This is a genomic window from Streptomyces sp. NPDC102406, from assembly GCF_044765725.1.
In the GTDB taxonomy this organism is placed as follows: domain Bacteria; phylum Actinomycetota; class Actinomycetes; order Streptomycetales; family Streptomycetaceae; genus Streptomyces.
The window spans coordinates 253,848-269,972 of the sequence record NZ_JBIWKP010000003.1 but is presented as its reverse complement, the minus strand read 5'-3'; the positions used below and the strand labels follow the sequence as shown (position 1 = coordinate 269,972).

The window sequence follows — 16,125 nt, the reverse complement described above, 5'->3', positions numbered from 1 at the left end:
GACTACTTCAGACCGATCTTGTCGCAGGCGGCCTTGTACTTGGCCGTGCAGATCTCGCCAAGGGTGTAGTAGCCCTGGTCGATGACCGTGTCCTTGATGTTGTCCTGGGTCAGGGAGACGACCGGGACGATCACGGAGGGGACACCCTTCTCGGTGCCGCTGTCGACGGTGCCCGTGGCGAGGCCGCTGTCGAGCTTGCCGTTCTTGGCGATCGAGACGGCCATCTTGGCGACGGTCTCGGCCTCCTGCGGGTACGACTTGAAGACGCTCATGTACTGGTCGCCGGTGACGATGCGCTGCACACCGGCGAGCTCGGCGTCCTGGCCGGTGACCGGCGGGAGCTTGCTGAGGCCCGCGGCCTTGAGGGCGGTGATGATACCGCCGGCCATGCCGTCGTTGGCGGAGTAGACGCCCGCGATCTTGCCCTTGCCGATCGAGGAGATCGCGCCCTCCATGTTGGAGTTGGCGTTCTCCGGCTTCCACTCCTTGGTGTCGTAGGACTTGGCGATGGTCACCTTGTCCTTGAGGACGGAGAGGGCGCCCTTCTTGAAGAAGGCGGCGTTCGGGTCGGTGATCGCGCCGTTCATCATGACGATCTTGCTGCTCTTGGTGGCCTTGGAGCCCATGGCCTTCAGCAGCGCCTCGCCCTGCGTCTTGCCGACCTCCTCGTTGTCGAACGAGGTGTAGGCGGCGATCGGGCCCTCGGCCAGGCGGTCGTACGCGACGACGGGGATACCGGCGTCCTTGGCCTTCTTCACGCCGTTGGCGACGGCCTTGTAGTCGACCGCGTCCAGGATCAGCACGTCGACCTTCTTGGTGATCATCGTGTCGATCTGCTGCGACTGGAGGGTCGCGTCCTGCTTGGCGTTGAGGTACTCGAGCTTGCCCTTGCCCTTGGTCAGCGTGGATATCTGCTTCTCGATGATGGGCTTGTCGAACTTCTCGTAGCGCGCGGTCTGGTTCTCCGGCAGGAGCAGACCGACGGTGATGTCGTCGCCCTTCTTGGCGCTGGACGACTTGTCGCTGTCGTCACCCTTGGACTCCTTGGCGGAGCCGCAGGCGGCGAGAGAGACGGCCATGGCGGTGGCACAGAACGCAACGGCGGCACGACGCGTACGCGTATTCACTTCAGAAACCTCCCTGACGAGGCCGCGACGTTGCGGCCGAGGTGGCTGGAAGTCAACTCGGCCGCAACCCCAGCGTCAAGGAGTAAATCCTTAACGAGATGGCAACGGTGTCATGCGTTCTCTAAGTGAAGGCAGGTGTTACTGCGGGCATCGTGCCGTCCAAAAGGGTCGAATCGCCCATCTCGCTGAGGGCCAGGGCGAGGGCCCCGAGCACCTCGGCGCGGCCCCCCAAGGCCCCTGGGAGGACCGAGAGTTGCCGGGCGGCACTCGGGATCGCGTAGCGCCCCACGGACTCCCTGATGGGCCCCAGGACCAGCTCCCCGGCCTCCGCCAGATCGCCGCCGAGGACGACCCGGCTGGGATTGAGCAGATTGCAGAGGTTCGCGACGCCGGAGCCGATGTGCCGGCCCACGTCAGCGATCACCCGGCGACAGCCCGGGTCCCCGTCGCGGGCGAGCCGGACCACGCCCTCCAGGGTCAGATCGGTGCCGTGGCTCGACTGGAGCAGCGGCAGCACGTACCGGGCCGCGGTGAACGTCTCCAGGCAGCCGCGGTTGCCGCAGCGGCAGACCGGGCCCGACTCGTCCAGCGTGATGTGCCCGATCTCACCCGCCGTGCCGCCGGGTCCCCGGTAGATCTTCCCGTCGATCACGAGTCCGGCGCCGACGCCGCTCGCCACCTTGATGTAGGCGAGGTCCTTGACGCCCCGGCCGCTGCCCCACACCAGCTCGCCGAGCGCGCCCAGGTTGGCGTCGTTGTCGACGTGCACGGGCACGCCCAGGCGCCGGCCCAGCTCCTCGGCGGGCCTGGTGCCGGTCCAGCCCGGCAGGATCGCCGTGGAGCCCAGCGTGCCGCTCTCCACGTCGATGGGGCCCGGCACACCGAGCCCGACCCCGGCCACCTTCGAACGGTCCACGCCGGTCGCCGCCACCAGGCGCTCCACCAGCTCCTCGGCCCGGTCGAAGCCCTGCGCGGCGCTCGCGTCCACGTCCAGCGGCTCGGACTCCTCGGCGAGCACCTGGTGGGCCAGGTTGCCGATGGCCACCCGCAGGTGCGTGTGGCCGAAGTCGACGCCGATGACGATGCCCGCGTCGCCGCTGAGCGACACGCTGCGGGCCCTGCGTCCCCCGGCCGAGGTCGGCGTGACCTCGACCGTTCCCCCGTCCTTGAGCTCCCGGACGATGTTGGAGACCGTGGCCGCGGACAGCCCCGTAGTCCTCGCGATCTCCGCCTGCGTGAGCGAACCGGCGAGCCGCACGGCACGTACGACCCGCTCCAGATTGGCCCGGTGCAGCGACGACTGCGACCCCGGAGTCTCCATTGACTCTCCACCCTCTGCCCCTGGCCCGTGTCACACCGGGTGACCGGCCCTTGTACAAGTTATGAACTCCAAGCTCCGCTGAAGGGGTCTCCGCCGTCAAGCCCTTGACAGAAATCGGTTCCAGCGGGCGCACAAGGGTCCGGCCCGGAGACCGCGTCTCCGGGCCGGACCCGAGCACCGAGCGCCGTGGAGGCGGCGCCCTACTTCAGCGCTCCCGCCGTCAGGCCCGCCTGCACCTGCCGCTGGAAGATGAAGTACACGATCAGCACGGGCAGCATGGCGATCATCATGCCTGCCATCAGGGCGCCCCAGTCGTTCTCGTAGCCCTGTTGCAGCGCGATCATCGCGAGGCCCTGGGTGAGCACGTACTTCTTCTCGTCCTGGTTGAGCACCATCGGCAGCAGATACTGGTTCCACTGCCCGAGGAAATTGAAGATGCCGATGCTGATGAGGCCGGGCTTGGCCATCGGCAGCATCACCTGGAAGAAGGTACGGGTGTGCGAGGCGCCGTCGATGATGGCCGCCTCGGCGACCGATGTCGGCAGCGTACGGAAGAACGCGGTCATGAAGAAGACCGTGAAGGGCAGCGAATACGCGATATAGACGAGGATGAGGCCCTGATACGTGGCCAGGAGCGAGGTCCCGGGGAAGTCCCGCAGCACGAAGAAGAGCGGGATCACCAGCATGAAGACCGGGAAGGACATTCCGGCCACGAACAGGTAGTAGATGAATCGGTTGCCCGGGAAGGTGAACCGGGCGAGGACGTACGCGGCCATGGATCCCAGCACCATCGTGCCGATCACCGAGCCGCCCACGACAATGATCGTGTTGAGGAAGTACTGGCCCATGTTCGCCTTGTTCCAGGCGTTGGCCCAGTTCTCGAAGTGCAGCGAGGTGGGCAGGCCCCACGGATTGGTCAGAATGGCGTTGGAGTCCTTGAAGGAACTCCACAGCACCCACAGCAGCGGCACGCCCACCATGAGCGCCCACACGACGAGCATGCCGTGCGAGAAGACGTTGAGGACGCCGCCCTCGGAGCTTTTCTCCCGGGCCGCGCCGGGCTTCTTGGTGACGCCGCCGCGCTGGGCCACTACCTTCGGGGGCGCCTCGTCCGACTTGCTGACCCGACCGGATTCGCCGGTTTCGATCGTCATCTGGTGCCCGCCCTTTAGAACTCGATGCGCTCACGCCGCGCGAAGCGCATCGTGAGAATGGCGAAGGCCATGGTGACGATGAGCATCGCGATGCCCATCGCGGAGGCATAGCCGAACTGACTGTTGGTGAACGCGGTGACGTACAGGCGCAGCGGCATGACGTCCGTCGCGCCGTTCGGACCGCCCATGTTGACGGACATGATCTGGACGAGTGCGAAGGCGTCCATCGCGATGATGCCCATGTAGACCCAGCCGGTCTGCACGGTGTCCCACAGCAGCGGCAGGGTGATGCGGAAGAAGGTCTGGAAGCGGTCGGCGCCGTCGAGCAGCGCGGCCTCGTAGATGTCCCGCGGGATCGAGGCCATCGCTGCGGAGAACAGGACGACGTAGAAGCCGACGTTCGCCCAGATCATGACGACCATGATGCAGAGCAGGGCGATCGACTTCTCACCGAGCCAGGCATTGGTCAGGCTGTCCAACCCCACGGTGGAGAGCAGGGAGTTGAGCATGCCGTCCTGCGGGTCGGGGTTGTACACGTTCCACCAGATCACCGCGATGATCGTGATGGAGATGACCTGCGGGAAGAAGAAGACGAAGCGGTAGAACTTGGTTCCGGCGACGCCGGTGACGACCTCGTTCTTGCGGCGCTTTCCGCCGACGTTCAGCATGAACGCGAAGAACAGGCCCATGGCGAGCGTGACGATCGGGACGGCGACGAGCATGTAGATGTTGTGCCGCAGCGCGTTCCAGAAGTCGCTGTCGTTCCACAGGCGTTCGAAGTTGTCGAGGCCGACGAACTTGGCGGTGCCCACCAGGCCGGACCAGTCCGTCATCGAGATCTGGAAGGCCTGGACGAAGGGCGATATCACGAAGATCGCGTAGACGATGACGGGTAGGGCCAGGAAGCCCACGATGAATCGGTACTTGCCGTGTTGCATGGTGCTCCCCGGCCCTTCCCTTTCGAGTGCGGTGCCGCCGGACGGCCCGCCGACGCGGGGCCGGCGGGCTGTGGGCCCGGCAGGAGGGTGAACTGCCGGGCCGCACGGATCACTTGGTGCGCTTGAACTTCTTGATCGCGTCGTCCTTGGCGACCTTGTCGGCGTACGCCTGGGTCTTCTTGATCCACTCGGCCGCGGAGAGGTCACCGGTGAGCAGGTCGCCCGTGAGACCACCGATCTTGGCGTCGGTGAGGTCCGGGTACCACTCCTGGAGCTGGAGGCTGATCAGGTTCGTGCCGGCCGCCTTGAACACGGAGCTGGCCGAGGCGAGGCCCGGCGAGAGGGTCATGCCCTCTGTGGCGTCCACGACACAGGTCAGAGACTTCACCTTTGTCGCGAAGTTCTGCGCGTGCTTCTTGGAGAGCATGATGCGCAGCATCTCCATGCCGCCCTCCGGGTTCTTGCCCTTGCTGGCGACGATGTACGGCTCGGAGGGCTCGGCGCGCAGGGTGCCCTGCGGCATCCCGTCGCTCGCGCCGCCGTCGAAGAGGGCGCCGACGGCCATCTTGAAGTCCTTGGGCGTGGTCGGCGCCGACTCGTTCTCCACCCAGGAGCCGTTCGGGATGAAGACGGCCTTGCCCTTGTTCCAGGCGGTCTGGGACTGGATGTGGGTCAGACCCTGGCTGCCTTCGAGGAAGTAGCCCTTCTTGGCCAGCTCCTCGTAGTGCTCGACGACCTGCTTGACCGCGTCGTTGCTGGTCCAGGCGTTGGGCTCCAGGTTGTCAATCTTGATCCAGTTCTCCATGCCGCCGATCTTGGCGATCTGGGCGAACAGGTTGAAGTGGACGTAGTACGGGTACTTGCCGGCGTACGTCCAGGGCGCGATGCCCTTCTTCTTGATCTGGCCGCAGAGCTTGACCATGTCGTCGAGCGACTTGGGGTACTCCCACCCGTTGTCGTCGAGGGTCTTCTGCGAGTACCAGGTGCCGTAGATCGTGAAGGCGTAGTACAGGACGTCGAAGACGTCGCCGTGCAGGCCCTTCTCGTACGTCGACGGGTGGATGACGTCCTTGACCGTCTTGGACTTGTCGTCCAGGGACGCGGCCTCCATCAGGGCCTTGAGGTCCTGCAACTGGCCCTGGCTGGACAGGCGGTTCATGTCCAGGTGGTCGGCGCCGGAGTTGTCGATGATGTCCGGCGGGTTGCCGCCGGAGAAGCGTGGCGTCAGCTTGGGTCCGACCTGCTGGGTGCCGGTGTGCTTGACGGTGCCGCCCCAGGCCTTGGTGTAGTCGGCCTCGGCGTCCTTGGCGTACTGGTCGCCCAGGCCGCCCTTGAAGATGAACGCCTCCAGGGGGGCGCCCTTCTCCACGCCCAGCGGGTTGGCGGCGGACGTCTTGCCCTTGGGCTTGTCGGTCTTGTCGCCGTCGTCGCCACCGCCACCGGTGGCACATGCCGACAGGAAGCCCATCGACGGGACGGCGATCAGGCCGAGCGCCGCGGACCGCTTGATCAGATCGCGGCGGTTCGTGCCCTCACCGGTGTTCTTCGGGCCGGAAGTGGATCCCATGCTCAAGTCCTCGCCTTCTCCAGGACTCAGGCGGTGAACCGGATCCTCCCCGGCACCGCGGTGATGTGCTGTGTCGTGCCGGGATCGAATCCCGGGTCCCGGGCCGGAAAAGCATCTTCGGAGGCTGTCCGGAAATGCGCCGTCCCGAGGGAACGCAGTTGGAGCTGGGTGGTACGGGAAGTTCCGGGATCGGCAGAGATGCCCGGCGGTCGGTGCTCCCGCACGTCCCGTCGATTCCCCCTGATCCCCCCGAGTCCGTCCGCGGCCTGAACACGGCCGGGCCGGACGCCGACAGGTATAGTCCACTCACTGTGAGCGGGGCAAGATCGAATGCAGGTTTGGGCGTCGGTCTTTTCCGAGTTGAGACCTCCCGGAAATAAGCCGCAGCCCGGTAGATGTCGATCTCCTCAACTCCTGCGCGTACAAAGGGTGTACTGGTAGGGCACCGACCGGAAGCCGCCGACGGGTCCAGGTGGGGATGAGCGGTGCGAAATCCGTGTTCTGGGGCATCTCGGAGCGCTCTGCGTTCGGACAGTGAACGAATGGCCCGCTTTCGGCGCGGTGTTCCAGCCATGCGCGCGCACGGTGCGGTGGGTGGGTCCGATGACCGGCACGGGTGCTCCGCTTCCGAGCGGGACTATCGGTGCGGACCTCGCGGCAGTACTGTTCACAGCAGTACGTGGACGGTGTGTTGCCGTAAGCGCGGTGACACCCGTCCGGCGATCGCTCGGGCCGAGGGAGGCCCCCACGCCAGCGACTGCCTTCGCGGGATCCGTGTTCCCGCACTCATGAGCGCCGTTCAGAGTTCGCGTGACCGAGTCCCTTTTTCCGTCACAGGGCGGCACCTCGCCTCCGGGATCACATATGCGCGGCTATTTCGTGGACGACCTCCTCCTCATCGCACCCCTGCACCAACGCACCGGCATCCGCCTGTTCGGCGAGGTCATCGGTGCCCACAAGGCGTCGCTGGCGGTCGCGGTCGCCGAGTGCGGCCGCTCGGCCGAAGAGATCACGGTGGATCTCACGCAGGTCGACTATCTGGCCAACGGCGCCCTGGAGACCCTCGTGGCCCTCGCGCGCAGCCTCAGCGGCGAGCAGTGCCTGCGGGTCCTGGCCGCTCCGGAACTCCGCGTGAGGGAGCGACTCAGCGCCCGCGGCTGGGACCGCATCGAGACGCTCCGGTTGATCGCCGCCTGACGGCACGCCCCTGCCGTCCTCGACGCGGGGGCCGATCGACCGCGTCCGAGGTCAATACGGCCGGGCCCGCCGCCGACACACGCCAACACCCTTGACACCACTGTCCACTTACCTCCCTACTGGACGTTGCGTAGCGAACTGACAACGTTGTCGACTCCGCCGGGAGGGTGCTCATCCATGCAGGGCAGACGGATCCGATCCAGCCGGGCCAGCCGATCCAGACACAGACTCGCCAGCACGGCGGCCCTCGGAGCGGCCGCGCTGGTCCTGACGGCGGTCGGTCAAGGGACCGCGGCCAGCGCGCCGGCGCAGAAACCGCGGTCGGCCCAGGAGTTCAGCTCCTCCTTCGAGGAGGGCCAGCCCGCGCCGGACTGGCTGAACACGGTCGACACCGCCCCGGACGGCGCGAAGCGCTCCAGCGGCGTCGACGGCGGCTACAGCGGCGGCGTCCCGGGCAGTGTCAACGGGCACGTCACGGAGGTCCGCGCCAGTGACGAGAACGCGGGCGGCGGCGAGACCAAGGAGAATCTGCTCGACGGCGAGTCGAGCAGCAAGTGGCTGGCGTTCACGCCGACCGCCTGGGTCGAGTACGACCTGGACGCCCCGGCGAAGGTCACGAAGTACGCGCTGACCTCCGCCAACGACCACGCCGAGCGCGACCCGAAGGACTGGGTCCTCAAGGGGTCGGCCGACGGCAAGGAGTGGACGACGCTCGACACCCGCTCCGGCGAGACGTTCGGCGAGCGGTTCCAGACGAAGACGTACGAGATCGGTGAACCGGCCGCGTACGCCCACTTCCGGATCGAGTTCACGAAGAACAACGGCGCGGGCGACGCCACCCAGCTCGCCGACCTCCAGTTGTCGACCGGGGACGAGCAGACGCCGACGCCCGAGGACATGCTCTCGCTCGTGGACCGCGGGCCGAACGGTTCGCCCACGGCCAAGGCGGGCGCCGGCTTCACCGGGAAGCGGGCGCTGCGCTACGCCGGTACGCACAAGGGCGACGGGCGCGCGTACTCGTACAACAAGGTCTTCGACGTCGATGTGGCGGTGCAGCGTGACACCGAACTGTCGTACAAGGTCTTCCCGCAGATGGCGGACACGGACCTCGACTACGACGCCACGAACGTCTCCGTCGACCTCGCCTTCACCGACGGCACGTACCTGAGCGACCTCAAGGCGGTCGACTCGCACGGCGGGCTGCTGACCCCCCAGGGTCAGGGCGCCGCCAAGCGGCTGTACGTCAACCAGTGGAACGCGGTGAAGTCGTCCATCGGGTCGGTGGCCGCGGGCAGGACGATCGACCGGGTGCTGGTCGCGTACGACTCCCCCAAGGGCCCGGCGAAGTTCCGCGGCTGGGTCGACGACATCAGCGTCGCGCGGGCCGAACCGACGCGCCCCAAGGCGCACGTGAGCGACTACGCGTCCACGACGCGCGGCACCAACTCCACCGGCGGCTTCTCGCGCGGCAACACCTTCCCGGCGACGGCCGTCCCCCACGGCTTCAACTTCTGGACGCCGGTGACCAACGCCGGGTCGCTGAGCTGGCTGTACGACTACGCGCGCGACAACAACGCGGACAACCTGCCCACGATGGAGGCGCTGGCCGCGAGCCACGAGCCGAGCCCGTGGATGGGCGACCGGCAGACGTTCCAGATGATGCCGTCGGCGGCGGCCACGGTGGACACCTCCCGGACGGGCCGCGCGCTGCCCTTCAAGCACGAGAACGAGACGGCGAAGCCGTACTACTACGGCGTGCGGTTCGAGAACGGCGTGAAGGCGGAGATGGCGCCGACCGATCACGCCGCCGCGCTGCGCTTCAGTTACCCGGGCGACAACGCGAGCGTCGTCTTCGACAACGTCTCCGAGCAGGGCGGCCTCACGCTCGACAAGGACAACGGGATCGTCACCGGCTACTCGGACGTCAAGTCGGGCCTGTCGACGGGGGCGACGCGCCTCTTCGTCTACGGCGTCTTCGACAAGCCGGTGAAGGACGCCGACTCCGCCGGGGTCAAGGGCCACTTCACCTTCGAGGCGGGCAAGGACCGTACGGTCACCCTGCGGCTCGCGACGTCGCTCATCAGCATCGACCAGGCGAAGGACAACCTGGCGCAGGAGCTGCCGCAAAAGCGGTCGTTCACGTCGGTGCGCAACGCGGCGCGCGCGCAGTGGGACGCGCTGATGAGCAAGGTGGAGGTGGAGGGCGCGACGGAGGACCAGCGCACGTCGCTCTACTCCTCGCTCTACCGCCTGTACCTGTACCCGAACTCGGGCTTCGAGAAGGTCGGCGACAAGTACCTGTACGCGTCGCCGTTCACCGCGATGACCGGCCCGGACTCGCCGACCCACACCGGCGCGAAGATCGTCGAGGGCAAGCCGTACGTCAACAACGGCTTCTGGGACACGTACCGGACGACGTGGCCCGCGTACTCGCTGCTCACGCCGAAGAAGGCCGGTGAACTGGTCGACGGGTTCGTGCAGCAGTACAAGGACGGCGGCTGGATCTCCCGCTGGTCCTCGCCCGGCTACGCGGACCTGATGACGGGCACGTCGTCGGACGTGGCGTTCGCCGACGCGTACGTGAAGGGCGTCGACTTCGACACCGAGGACGCGTACAAGGCTGCCGTGAAGAACGCGACCGTGGTGCCGCCGATCTCGGGCGTGGGCCGCAAGGGCATGGAGACCTCGCCCTTCCTCGGCTACACGAGCACCGACACGCACGAGGGTCTGTCGTGGGCGCTGGAGGGATACCTCAACGACTACGGCATCGCGCAGATGGGCCAGGCCCTTTACAAGAAGACGGGCAAGAAGCAGTACAAGGAGGAGTCGGAGTACTTCCTCAACCGTGCCCGTGACTACGTCAACATGTTCGACGACAAGGCGGCGGGCACCGGCTTCTTCCAGGGCAAGACCGCCAAGGGCGACTGGCGTGTGCCGTCGGAGAAGTTCGACCCGGCGATCTGGGGCTACGACTACACGGAGACCAACGCCTGGGGCTACGCCTTCACCGCCGTCCAGGACAGCAAGGGGCTCGCCAACCTCTACGGCGGCAAGGACGGCCTCGCGAAGAAGCTCGACACGTACTTCGCGACGCCCGAGACCGGATCGTCGAAGGTCGCCGGATCGTACGGCAGTGTCATCCACGAGATGACCGAGGCGCGTGACGTGCGGATGGGCATGTACGGCCACTCCAACCAGGTCGCGCACCACGTCACGTACATGTACGACGCGGCGGGACAGCCGTACAAGACGCAGGAGAAGGTCCGCGAGGTCCTCTCCCGCCTCTACACGGGCAGCGAGATCGGGCAGGGCTACCACGGCGACGAGGACAACGGTGAGCAGTCGGCCTGGTACCTCTTCTCGTCGATGGGCTTCTACCCGCTGGTCATGGGCAGCGGTGAGTACGCCATCGGCTCCCCGCAGTTCACGAAGATGACGCTGCACCTGGAGAACGGCCGCGACCTCGTCATCAAGGCGCCGAAGAACAGCGCGAAGAACATCTACGTACAGGGCATGAAGGTCAACGGCAAGGCGTGGAACAAGACGTCGCTGCCGCACTCGGTCGTCGCCAAGGGCGGGGTCATCGAGTTCGCGATGGGCGACAAGCCGTCGAAGTGGGGTACGGGGGCCGACGCGGCGCCCACGTCGATCACCCAGGACGACAAGGTGCCGTCGCCGCGCAGGGACGCGATCACCGGGTCCGGACCGCTGTTCGACAACTCCTCCGCCACCGAAACGAGTTCGGCCTCGGTGGAGCTGCCGGTCGGCGCGGACGGCACGAAGGCCGTGCAGTACACGCTGACGTCGGCCGACAAGGCGAAGGCCCCCACGGGCTGGACCCTGGAGGCGTCGGAGGACGGCACGACCTGGAAGACGGTCGACGAACGCTCCGGCGAGTCCTTCACCTGGGACAAGCAGACGCGGGCGTTCACGGTGGCATCGCCGGGCACGCACAAGCACTACCGGCTGGTGTTCGCGGGTGGCGCGGCGACGGTGGCGGAGGTGGAGTTGCTGAGCTAGCGCGCACACCCGGGGCAAGTGCTTCCGGTGGGCGGGCGTGGAGGGTTCACGCCCGCCCTTCGCGATGTCACGGCAAGCCGTACACCGATACGTGGCTGCCGCTCTCGGAGGTGAACGGAGCGCGCTCCCAGTCCTCGTACCGCTGCTCCAGGCGCATCCCGGCCAGCCGCGCCATGAGGTCGAGCTCGGCGGGCCAGACGTAGCGGAAGGGAATGGACCGGTGGCTGCCCCGGCCGTCGGCGCCGACCGTCACGTAGTGGGAGCTGAAGCGCTGGCGGGTGAGGTCCTCGTACCGGTCGAAGGCGACCCGCTCGCCGGACAGGCCGAAGATCACCGCTTCCTGGCCGGGCGGGAGCCGCCGCAGTTCCGGCACGCCGACCTCGACGACGAAACGGCCGCCGGGCGCGAGATGGGCCGCGGCGTTGCGGAACGCGTCAACCTGGGCGTCCTGCGTGGTCAGGTTGTTGATGGTGTTGTAGACGAGGTACGCGAGCGTGAAGGTGCCGGCGCCCTCGACCACGGTCGTCGTCATGTCGCCGATAGTGACGGGGAGTTCGGCTCCACCGGGTTTGGCGCGGAGTCTCGCCACCATGGCGCGGGAGAGGTCGATCCCCGTGACCGGCACGCCGCGCCCGGCCAGCGGGAGGGCGATGCGGCCGGTGCCGACGGCGAGTTCGAGAGCGGGTCCGCCGTCGGCGAGCGCGGCGAGGAAGTCGACGGCCGAGGCGGCGGCGCCGGAGTCCTCGCCGTCGTCGTAGCCGGCGGCGACGCTCTGCGGGAACCAGCCGTCCTCGGGGGCGTCGGTCGCGTGGAGGGACGTGCGGTCATCGGTCACCGGGCGACGGTAGCCCCGCCGGGCCGGCCGGGTCATCCGGTTTTCGGGGTACGGTGCGTGCGGGCGCAGGACCCGCCGGACCGCATGCCAGGAGAGCGATGAGTACCGCACCGAACTGGTTCAAGTCGAGCTGTGACGAGGGCGAGGGCGGCGCATGATCGACGTCGACGCGTATCTGGCCATGTTGGGAGTGGAGCGGCCGTCGGCGCCGACCGCCGACGCGCTCTGGGAACTGCACCGGGCCCACGCCGAACGCATCCCGTACGAGACCCTCGACAACCAGCTCGGGCGCCGGACGGGCATCGGCGCCGCCGAGTCCGTCGCCCGGATCCTGCGGGGGCGTGGCGGCTACTGCTTCCACCTCAACGGGGCGTTCGCCGCGCTCCTGGCGGCGCTCGGCTACGACGTGACGTTGCACCGGGCCGGGGTGCAGGACGAGGTCGAGGACCCGGACGGGCCCGATGGTGACCATCTCGCGCTCACGGTCGGGCTCGACGGTGAGCGGTGGCTCGTCGACATCGGGCTGGCGGGCGGGATGTACGAACCGCTGCCGCTGCGCGAAGGCACGTACACGCAGGGGCCGTTCACGTACGGGATGGCGCCCTCGACCGTCGTGCCCGGCGGGTGGCGGTTCGCCCATGATCCGCGCGGCGCGTTCGAGGCGATGGTCTTCGCGCCGGAACCCGTGGAGCTGAGCTCCTTCGTACCGAAGCACCTGGAGCTGTCCACCTCGCCCGACTCCGGGTTCGTCCGCGTGCTCCAGGTCCAGCTTCGCGACGCCAAGGGCGTGGACATGATGCGCGGCTGCGTACTGCGCCGGATCGACGCCGGGGGCACGCAGGAGCGGGTCATCGACACGGCCGACGACTGGTACGACGTGCTGGCCGACGTGTTCCACCTCGACCTGGCCGACGTCGACGCCGCCGCGCGGGCGGGGCTGTGGCGCCAGGTGCGCGTCGCGCACGAGGGGTGGGAAGCCGCGCGGGGGTGAGGCCCCCGCGTCGGGCTCGGGCAAGCTGAGCGGGGTGCTGCGCCTCCTTTGCGCATACCCTGTGCCTTCGTTACGAAGGTGACTAGAATGCGGCCTCCCTGAGCTGGGCATCACGCCCGATCGAGGAGTGGCTGATGCCGGAGAACCCCGTTCCGCCGCCCCCGTCCCGGCCGCCGTGGCCCCCTCCGGTGCCGCCCGTCCCCGGGGCCCCGCCTTTCCCGATGCACCCACCCCATCCAGCCGCCCCGGCCGTCCCACCGGCCGCGCCCGGTCCGCCCGCCGCCGGTCCCTCTCCGGTGGTCGGCGTGCTCGACAGCCGGATCCCCGGGTTCGCCGGGGCCGACCGCCGGGGCCGCTGGAAGATCGTGGCCGCGACCGTCGCGTTCGCGCTCGTCACCTCCGTCCTGACCAGCTACTTCCAGTTCGGCTTCAACCTGCTGACGATGAGCGCCACCGCGCGGGCGGAGGATTCGGCCGGGGGCGCGATCGAGGCCGGGAAGGAACCGTTCACGACAGCGGTGACCTCGTCCGACGACGCGGATTCCGTCCTACGCGACAACAGGCTCGACGCGCAATGGATCGTCTTCGACGAACCGCTCACCCCGGCGGAGCAGACCGCCGTCGTCACACACCCGCTGGGCACCGAGACGACCATTCCGGAATTCCTCTCCATGCTGAACGGGTTCGCCCACAAGCCCCACCTGGTCTATCCCGGTGACGGCGGTCGGCAGGACAACGGGGCCTCGCCCCGCGCCGCCTTCCCCTACAAGCTGACGCTCCAGAGCGACCGCTCACACGCCGTGTCGGTCAGGGGCATGGACGCGACCGACGTGCACTGCTCCGACTCCTCCGCGCCCACGGTCATCCACCTGCCACCGGAGGGCGGCGAAGAAGTCGACAACGTGGCGGTGGACCTGGCCGACGGTGTCGCGCCCCTGCTCCGTCAGTCGCGCGACGGGACCTATCCGTACTTCTCCCGCGGCTACATCGAGCTGGGGAACGGCCAGACCTCCTGGGCCGCCAACCTGGACGTCCTGACGGGTGCACGCGCGTGCACCTGGTCCTTCCAGGTCTCCTACGTCAGTGAGGGCGTCCAGTACACGAAAAGTATCCGCTCACCCCGGTTCCGGACCACCGGCCTTCCCGCGCGACCGGCCCAGTTGATCGAGTTCCGGCCCGACGGTGTCGGGAACGGATGGCGGTGCTGGGGCGAGCGGATCGCCCCGGAGACCCTGTGCACGGAGCGCGCCGCCGCCGACGATCCGAGCGTGGGCGAAACCACCCTGCGCTACTGGGGCAGCCGGCGCGGAATGCCCTGAGCAGCCACCTCGCACCACACCACCTTCCCCGGGTCCCGCGCCCCCACGCCCCACTTGTCCGCCAGCGTCTCCACCAGGAACAGGCCCCGGCCGCCCTCCGCGTCCCGGGCGCCGTGGGGCACGGCCGGTTCGCCGTCGCCGCTGTCGTGGACCTCCACGCGGATGCCGCCCCCGTACGGGATGACGCTCAGCAGGAAACCGCGGCCGGGCGGCACTCCGTGGACCAGGGCGTTCGTGGCGAGTTCGCTGACGCAGAGCAGGATGTCGTCCGCCCGTTCGCCGTCCACGCCCCAGTCGGTGAGCGCCGCCCGTACGAACGCCCGTGCCGCCGGAACCGACTGGCGTTCCCGCCGGTAGAACCGCTCGCGGGCGCCGGGGAGTTGGAGTGTCTGCTTCGCCTCGTTCACGCGAAGAGCGTCGCGGACGGTGACGGCGCGTATACAGTACGTCAACCCCGACAGATTCTCTGTCGGGGTTCGCATGGGGTCGAGTCAGATCGGAGGCGGGGAGATTGTCCGTCATGAGCCCCGGCAAGCGCCCGCAGAGAACTCCCCAGAAGAACACGCCGAAGAACCCGTCGGCGATAAGGATGGTGGCCGATCTCGTCGCCCTGTTCCGCAAGGCCGCCGGGTTCACACAGGCGGGGCTCGCGGAGCGCCTTGTCGTCGCCGAGGCGACCATCGCCGCCATTGAGCAGGGGCGGCGGCCGTTGTTGCCGGACCTGGCCGCCGCCATGGATGAACTGCTGGAGACCAAAGGGGCGTTGGCCGTCGCGGTGGCCAACCTGCCGGAGATCGACCAGTTTCCGTTGTGGGCAGAGTCGTACATCCAGCATGAGCAGGAGGCCATCGCCCTGTCGTGGTACGACACCCTGGTCGTGCCGGGCCTGCTCCAGACGCCGGACTTCGCCCGCACCCTGCTGCGGCAGCGTGTACCCGCGTACGACGAGGACGAGATCGAGACCAAGACGGCGGGCCGCGTCCAGCGGCAGGAGATCCTGCACCGCAAGTGTCCGCCGACGATGAGCTTCGTCGTCTGGGAACCGGCGCTGAAGATGGCTATCGCCGAACCCAGCGTGCGGGTGCAGCAGTTGCGGTTCTTGCGCGAGTACGCAGATCTGCCGGGGCTGTCCTTGCAGGTGCTGCCGCTCGACGCTCCCGAGAATGCCGGGGACGCGGGACCTTTCATCCTCCTGGAGACACCGGACCATCAGCACCTCGCGTACACCGAGTCTCAACGCGGAAGCCAGTGGGTTTCTGACGCCGACGAGGTGTCCATCCTGGCGCGCAAATATGCGATGCTGCGATCACAGGCCCTCACTCCTCAGGTGACAAAGGGCCTGCTGGACCGGCTGCTAGGAGAGCAATGAGCACCGCATTGAACTGGTTCAAGTCGAGCTACAGCAGCAGCGAAGGCGGCCAGTGCCTCGAAGTCGCCTACGACTGGCGGAGGTCGAGTTACAGCAGCAGTGAAGGCGGCGCCTGCGTCGAGGTCGCCGCCCACCCCACCGCCGTCCACGTCCGCGACTCCAAGAACCCCGACGGCCCCCACTTCACCGTCAGCCCCGCCGCCTGGGCCACCTTCTTGCGCCACTAAGGAAAGGGCCGCACCCCCGGGCTTCCGGGGATGCGGCCCTCAACTGCTTTACCTGACCGC

The 16,125-nt window shown here is 68.0% G+C and carries 13 protein-coding genes; 6 read left to right on the top strand and 7 right to left on the bottom strand.

What is annotated here, in order from left to right:
- Positions 1 to 2 precede the first annotated feature (2 nt).
- From ACIRF8_RS14825 to ngcE, 5 genes are all read right to left on the bottom strand, one after another.
- On the bottom strand, positions 3 to 1,127 hold the full coding sequence (locus ACIRF8_RS14825) for a sugar ABC transporter substrate-binding protein (RefSeq protein ID WP_404214704.1): 1,125 nt from the start codon (positions 1,125 to 1,127) through the stop codon (positions 3 to 5).
- Between the two features lie 121 nt (positions 1,128 to 1,248).
- Positions 1,249 to 2,448, bottom strand: coding sequence for an ROK family transcriptional regulator (locus ACIRF8_RS14820; RefSeq protein ID WP_404214702.1), 1,200 nt, complete (start codon positions 2,446 to 2,448; stop codon positions 1,249 to 1,251).
- 200 nt (positions 2,449 to 2,648) lie between these two features.
- Entirely contained in the window at positions 2,649 to 3,602 is a 954-nt protein-coding gene (locus ACIRF8_RS14815; RefSeq protein WP_404214700.1) for a carbohydrate ABC transporter permease, read from the bottom strand.
- Positions 3,603 to 3,616: 14 nt separating this feature from the next.
- Positions 3,617 to 4,540, bottom strand: coding sequence for a carbohydrate ABC transporter permease (locus ACIRF8_RS14810; RefSeq protein WP_404214698.1), 924 nt, complete (start codon positions 4,538 to 4,540; stop codon positions 3,617 to 3,619).
- Between the two features lie 109 nt (positions 4,541 to 4,649).
- Positions 4,650 to 6,107, bottom strand: a complete 1,458-nt coding sequence (gene ngcE / locus ACIRF8_RS14805) for an N-acetylglucosamine/diacetylchitobiose ABC transporter substrate-binding protein (RefSeq protein ID WP_404214697.1) — start codon at positions 6,105 to 6,107, stop codon at positions 4,650 to 4,652.
- An 864-nt stretch (positions 6,108 to 6,971) separates the two neighbouring features.
- Between ngcE and ACIRF8_RS14800 the strand changes: the two genes are divergently transcribed.
- Positions 6,972 to 7,304 carry a hypothetical protein gene (locus ACIRF8_RS14800; RefSeq protein WP_404214695.1) on the top strand — a complete coding sequence of 111 codons (333 nt, stop codon included), beginning with the start codon at positions 6,972 to 6,974 and terminating at the stop codon, positions 7,302 to 7,304.
- Positions 7,305 to 7,481: 177 nt separating this feature from the next.
- Complete coding sequence (locus ACIRF8_RS14795) at positions 7,482 to 11,324, top strand: GH92 family glycosyl hydrolase (RefSeq protein WP_404214694.1); 3,843 nt, start codon at positions 7,482 to 7,484, stop codon at positions 11,322 to 11,324.
- A gap of 67 nt (positions 11,325 to 11,391) precedes the next feature.
- Here the strand turns inward: ACIRF8_RS14795 and ACIRF8_RS14790 are convergent, their stop codons facing one another.
- On the bottom strand, positions 11,392 to 12,159 hold the full coding sequence (locus ACIRF8_RS14790; protein WP_404214692.1) for a class I SAM-dependent DNA methyltransferase: 768 nt from the start codon (positions 12,157 to 12,159) through the stop codon (positions 11,392 to 11,394).
- Between the two features lie 154 nt (positions 12,160 to 12,313).
- On the opposite strand from ACIRF8_RS14790, the gene ACIRF8_RS14785 reads away from it, so the two are divergent.
- Both ACIRF8_RS14785 and ACIRF8_RS14780 read left to right on the top strand, forming a co-directional pair.
- Entirely contained in the window at positions 12,314 to 13,150 is an 837-nt protein-coding gene (locus ACIRF8_RS14785; RefSeq protein WP_404214690.1) for an arylamine N-acetyltransferase, read from the top strand.
- A 305-nt stretch (positions 13,151 to 13,455) separates the two neighbouring features.
- A complete protein-coding gene (locus ACIRF8_RS14780) occupies positions 13,456 to 14,469 on the top strand; it encodes a hypothetical protein (RefSeq protein ID WP_404214688.1) in 1,014 nt (337 codons plus the stop codon).
- Here the strand turns inward: ACIRF8_RS14780 and ACIRF8_RS14775 are convergent.
- A complete protein-coding gene (locus ACIRF8_RS14775; RefSeq protein WP_404214686.1) occupies positions 14,439 to 14,876 on the bottom strand; it encodes an ATP-binding protein in 438 nt (145 codons plus the stop codon). The genes ACIRF8_RS14780 and ACIRF8_RS14775 overlap by 31 nt on opposite strands.
- Before the next feature lie 113 nt (positions 14,877 to 14,989).
- On the opposite strand from ACIRF8_RS14775, the gene ACIRF8_RS14770 reads away from it, so the two are divergent.
- Positions 14,990 to 15,838 (top strand): Scr1 family TA system antitoxin-like transcriptional regulator, encoded by an 849-nt coding sequence (locus ACIRF8_RS14770; protein ID WP_404214684.1) that lies wholly within the window; start codon positions 14,990 to 14,992, stop codon positions 15,836 to 15,838.
- On the top strand, positions 15,835 to 16,065 hold the full coding sequence (locus tag ACIRF8_RS14765) for a DUF397 domain-containing protein (RefSeq protein WP_404214682.1): 231 nt from the start codon (positions 15,835 to 15,837) through the stop codon (positions 16,063 to 16,065). The genes ACIRF8_RS14770 and ACIRF8_RS14765 overlap by 4 nt, the downstream gene beginning before the upstream one ends.
- Positions 16,066 to 16,125: the final 60 nt, after the last annotated feature.

Excerpts from the sequence above, each read along its gene's own strand:
- ACIRF8_RS14815 (WP_404214700.1), bottom strand. The coding sequence starts at position 3,602 with ATGACGATCGAAACCGGCGAATCCGGTCGGGTCAGCAAGTCGGACGAG.
- ngcE (WP_404214697.1), bottom strand. The coding sequence starts at position 6,107 with ATGGGATCCACTTCCGGCCCGAAGAACACCGGTGAGGGCACGAACCGC.
- ACIRF8_RS14810 (WP_404214698.1), bottom strand. The coding sequence starts at position 4,540 with ATGCAACACGGCAAGTACCGATTCATCGTGGGCTTCCTGGCCCTACCC.
- ACIRF8_RS14820 (WP_404214702.1), bottom strand. The coding sequence starts at position 2,448 with ATGGAGACTCCGGGGTCGCAGTCGTCGCTGCACCGGGCCAATCTGGAG.
- ACIRF8_RS14770 (WP_404214684.1), top strand. The coding sequence starts at position 14,990 with ATGAGCCCCGGCAAGCGCCCGCAGAGAACTCCCCAGAAGAACACGCCG.
- ACIRF8_RS14785 (WP_404214690.1), top strand. The coding sequence starts at position 12,314 with ATGATCGACGTCGACGCGTATCTGGCCATGTTGGGAGTGGAGCGGCCG.
- ACIRF8_RS14800 (WP_404214695.1), top strand. The coding sequence starts at position 6,972 with ATGCGCGGCTATTTCGTGGACGACCTCCTCCTCATCGCACCCCTGCAC.
- ACIRF8_RS14795 (WP_404214694.1), top strand. The coding sequence starts at position 7,482 with ATGCAGGGCAGACGGATCCGATCCAGCCGGGCCAGCCGATCCAGACAC.
- ACIRF8_RS14765 (WP_404214682.1), top strand. The coding sequence starts at position 15,835 with ATGAGCACCGCATTGAACTGGTTCAAGTCGAGCTACAGCAGCAGCGAA.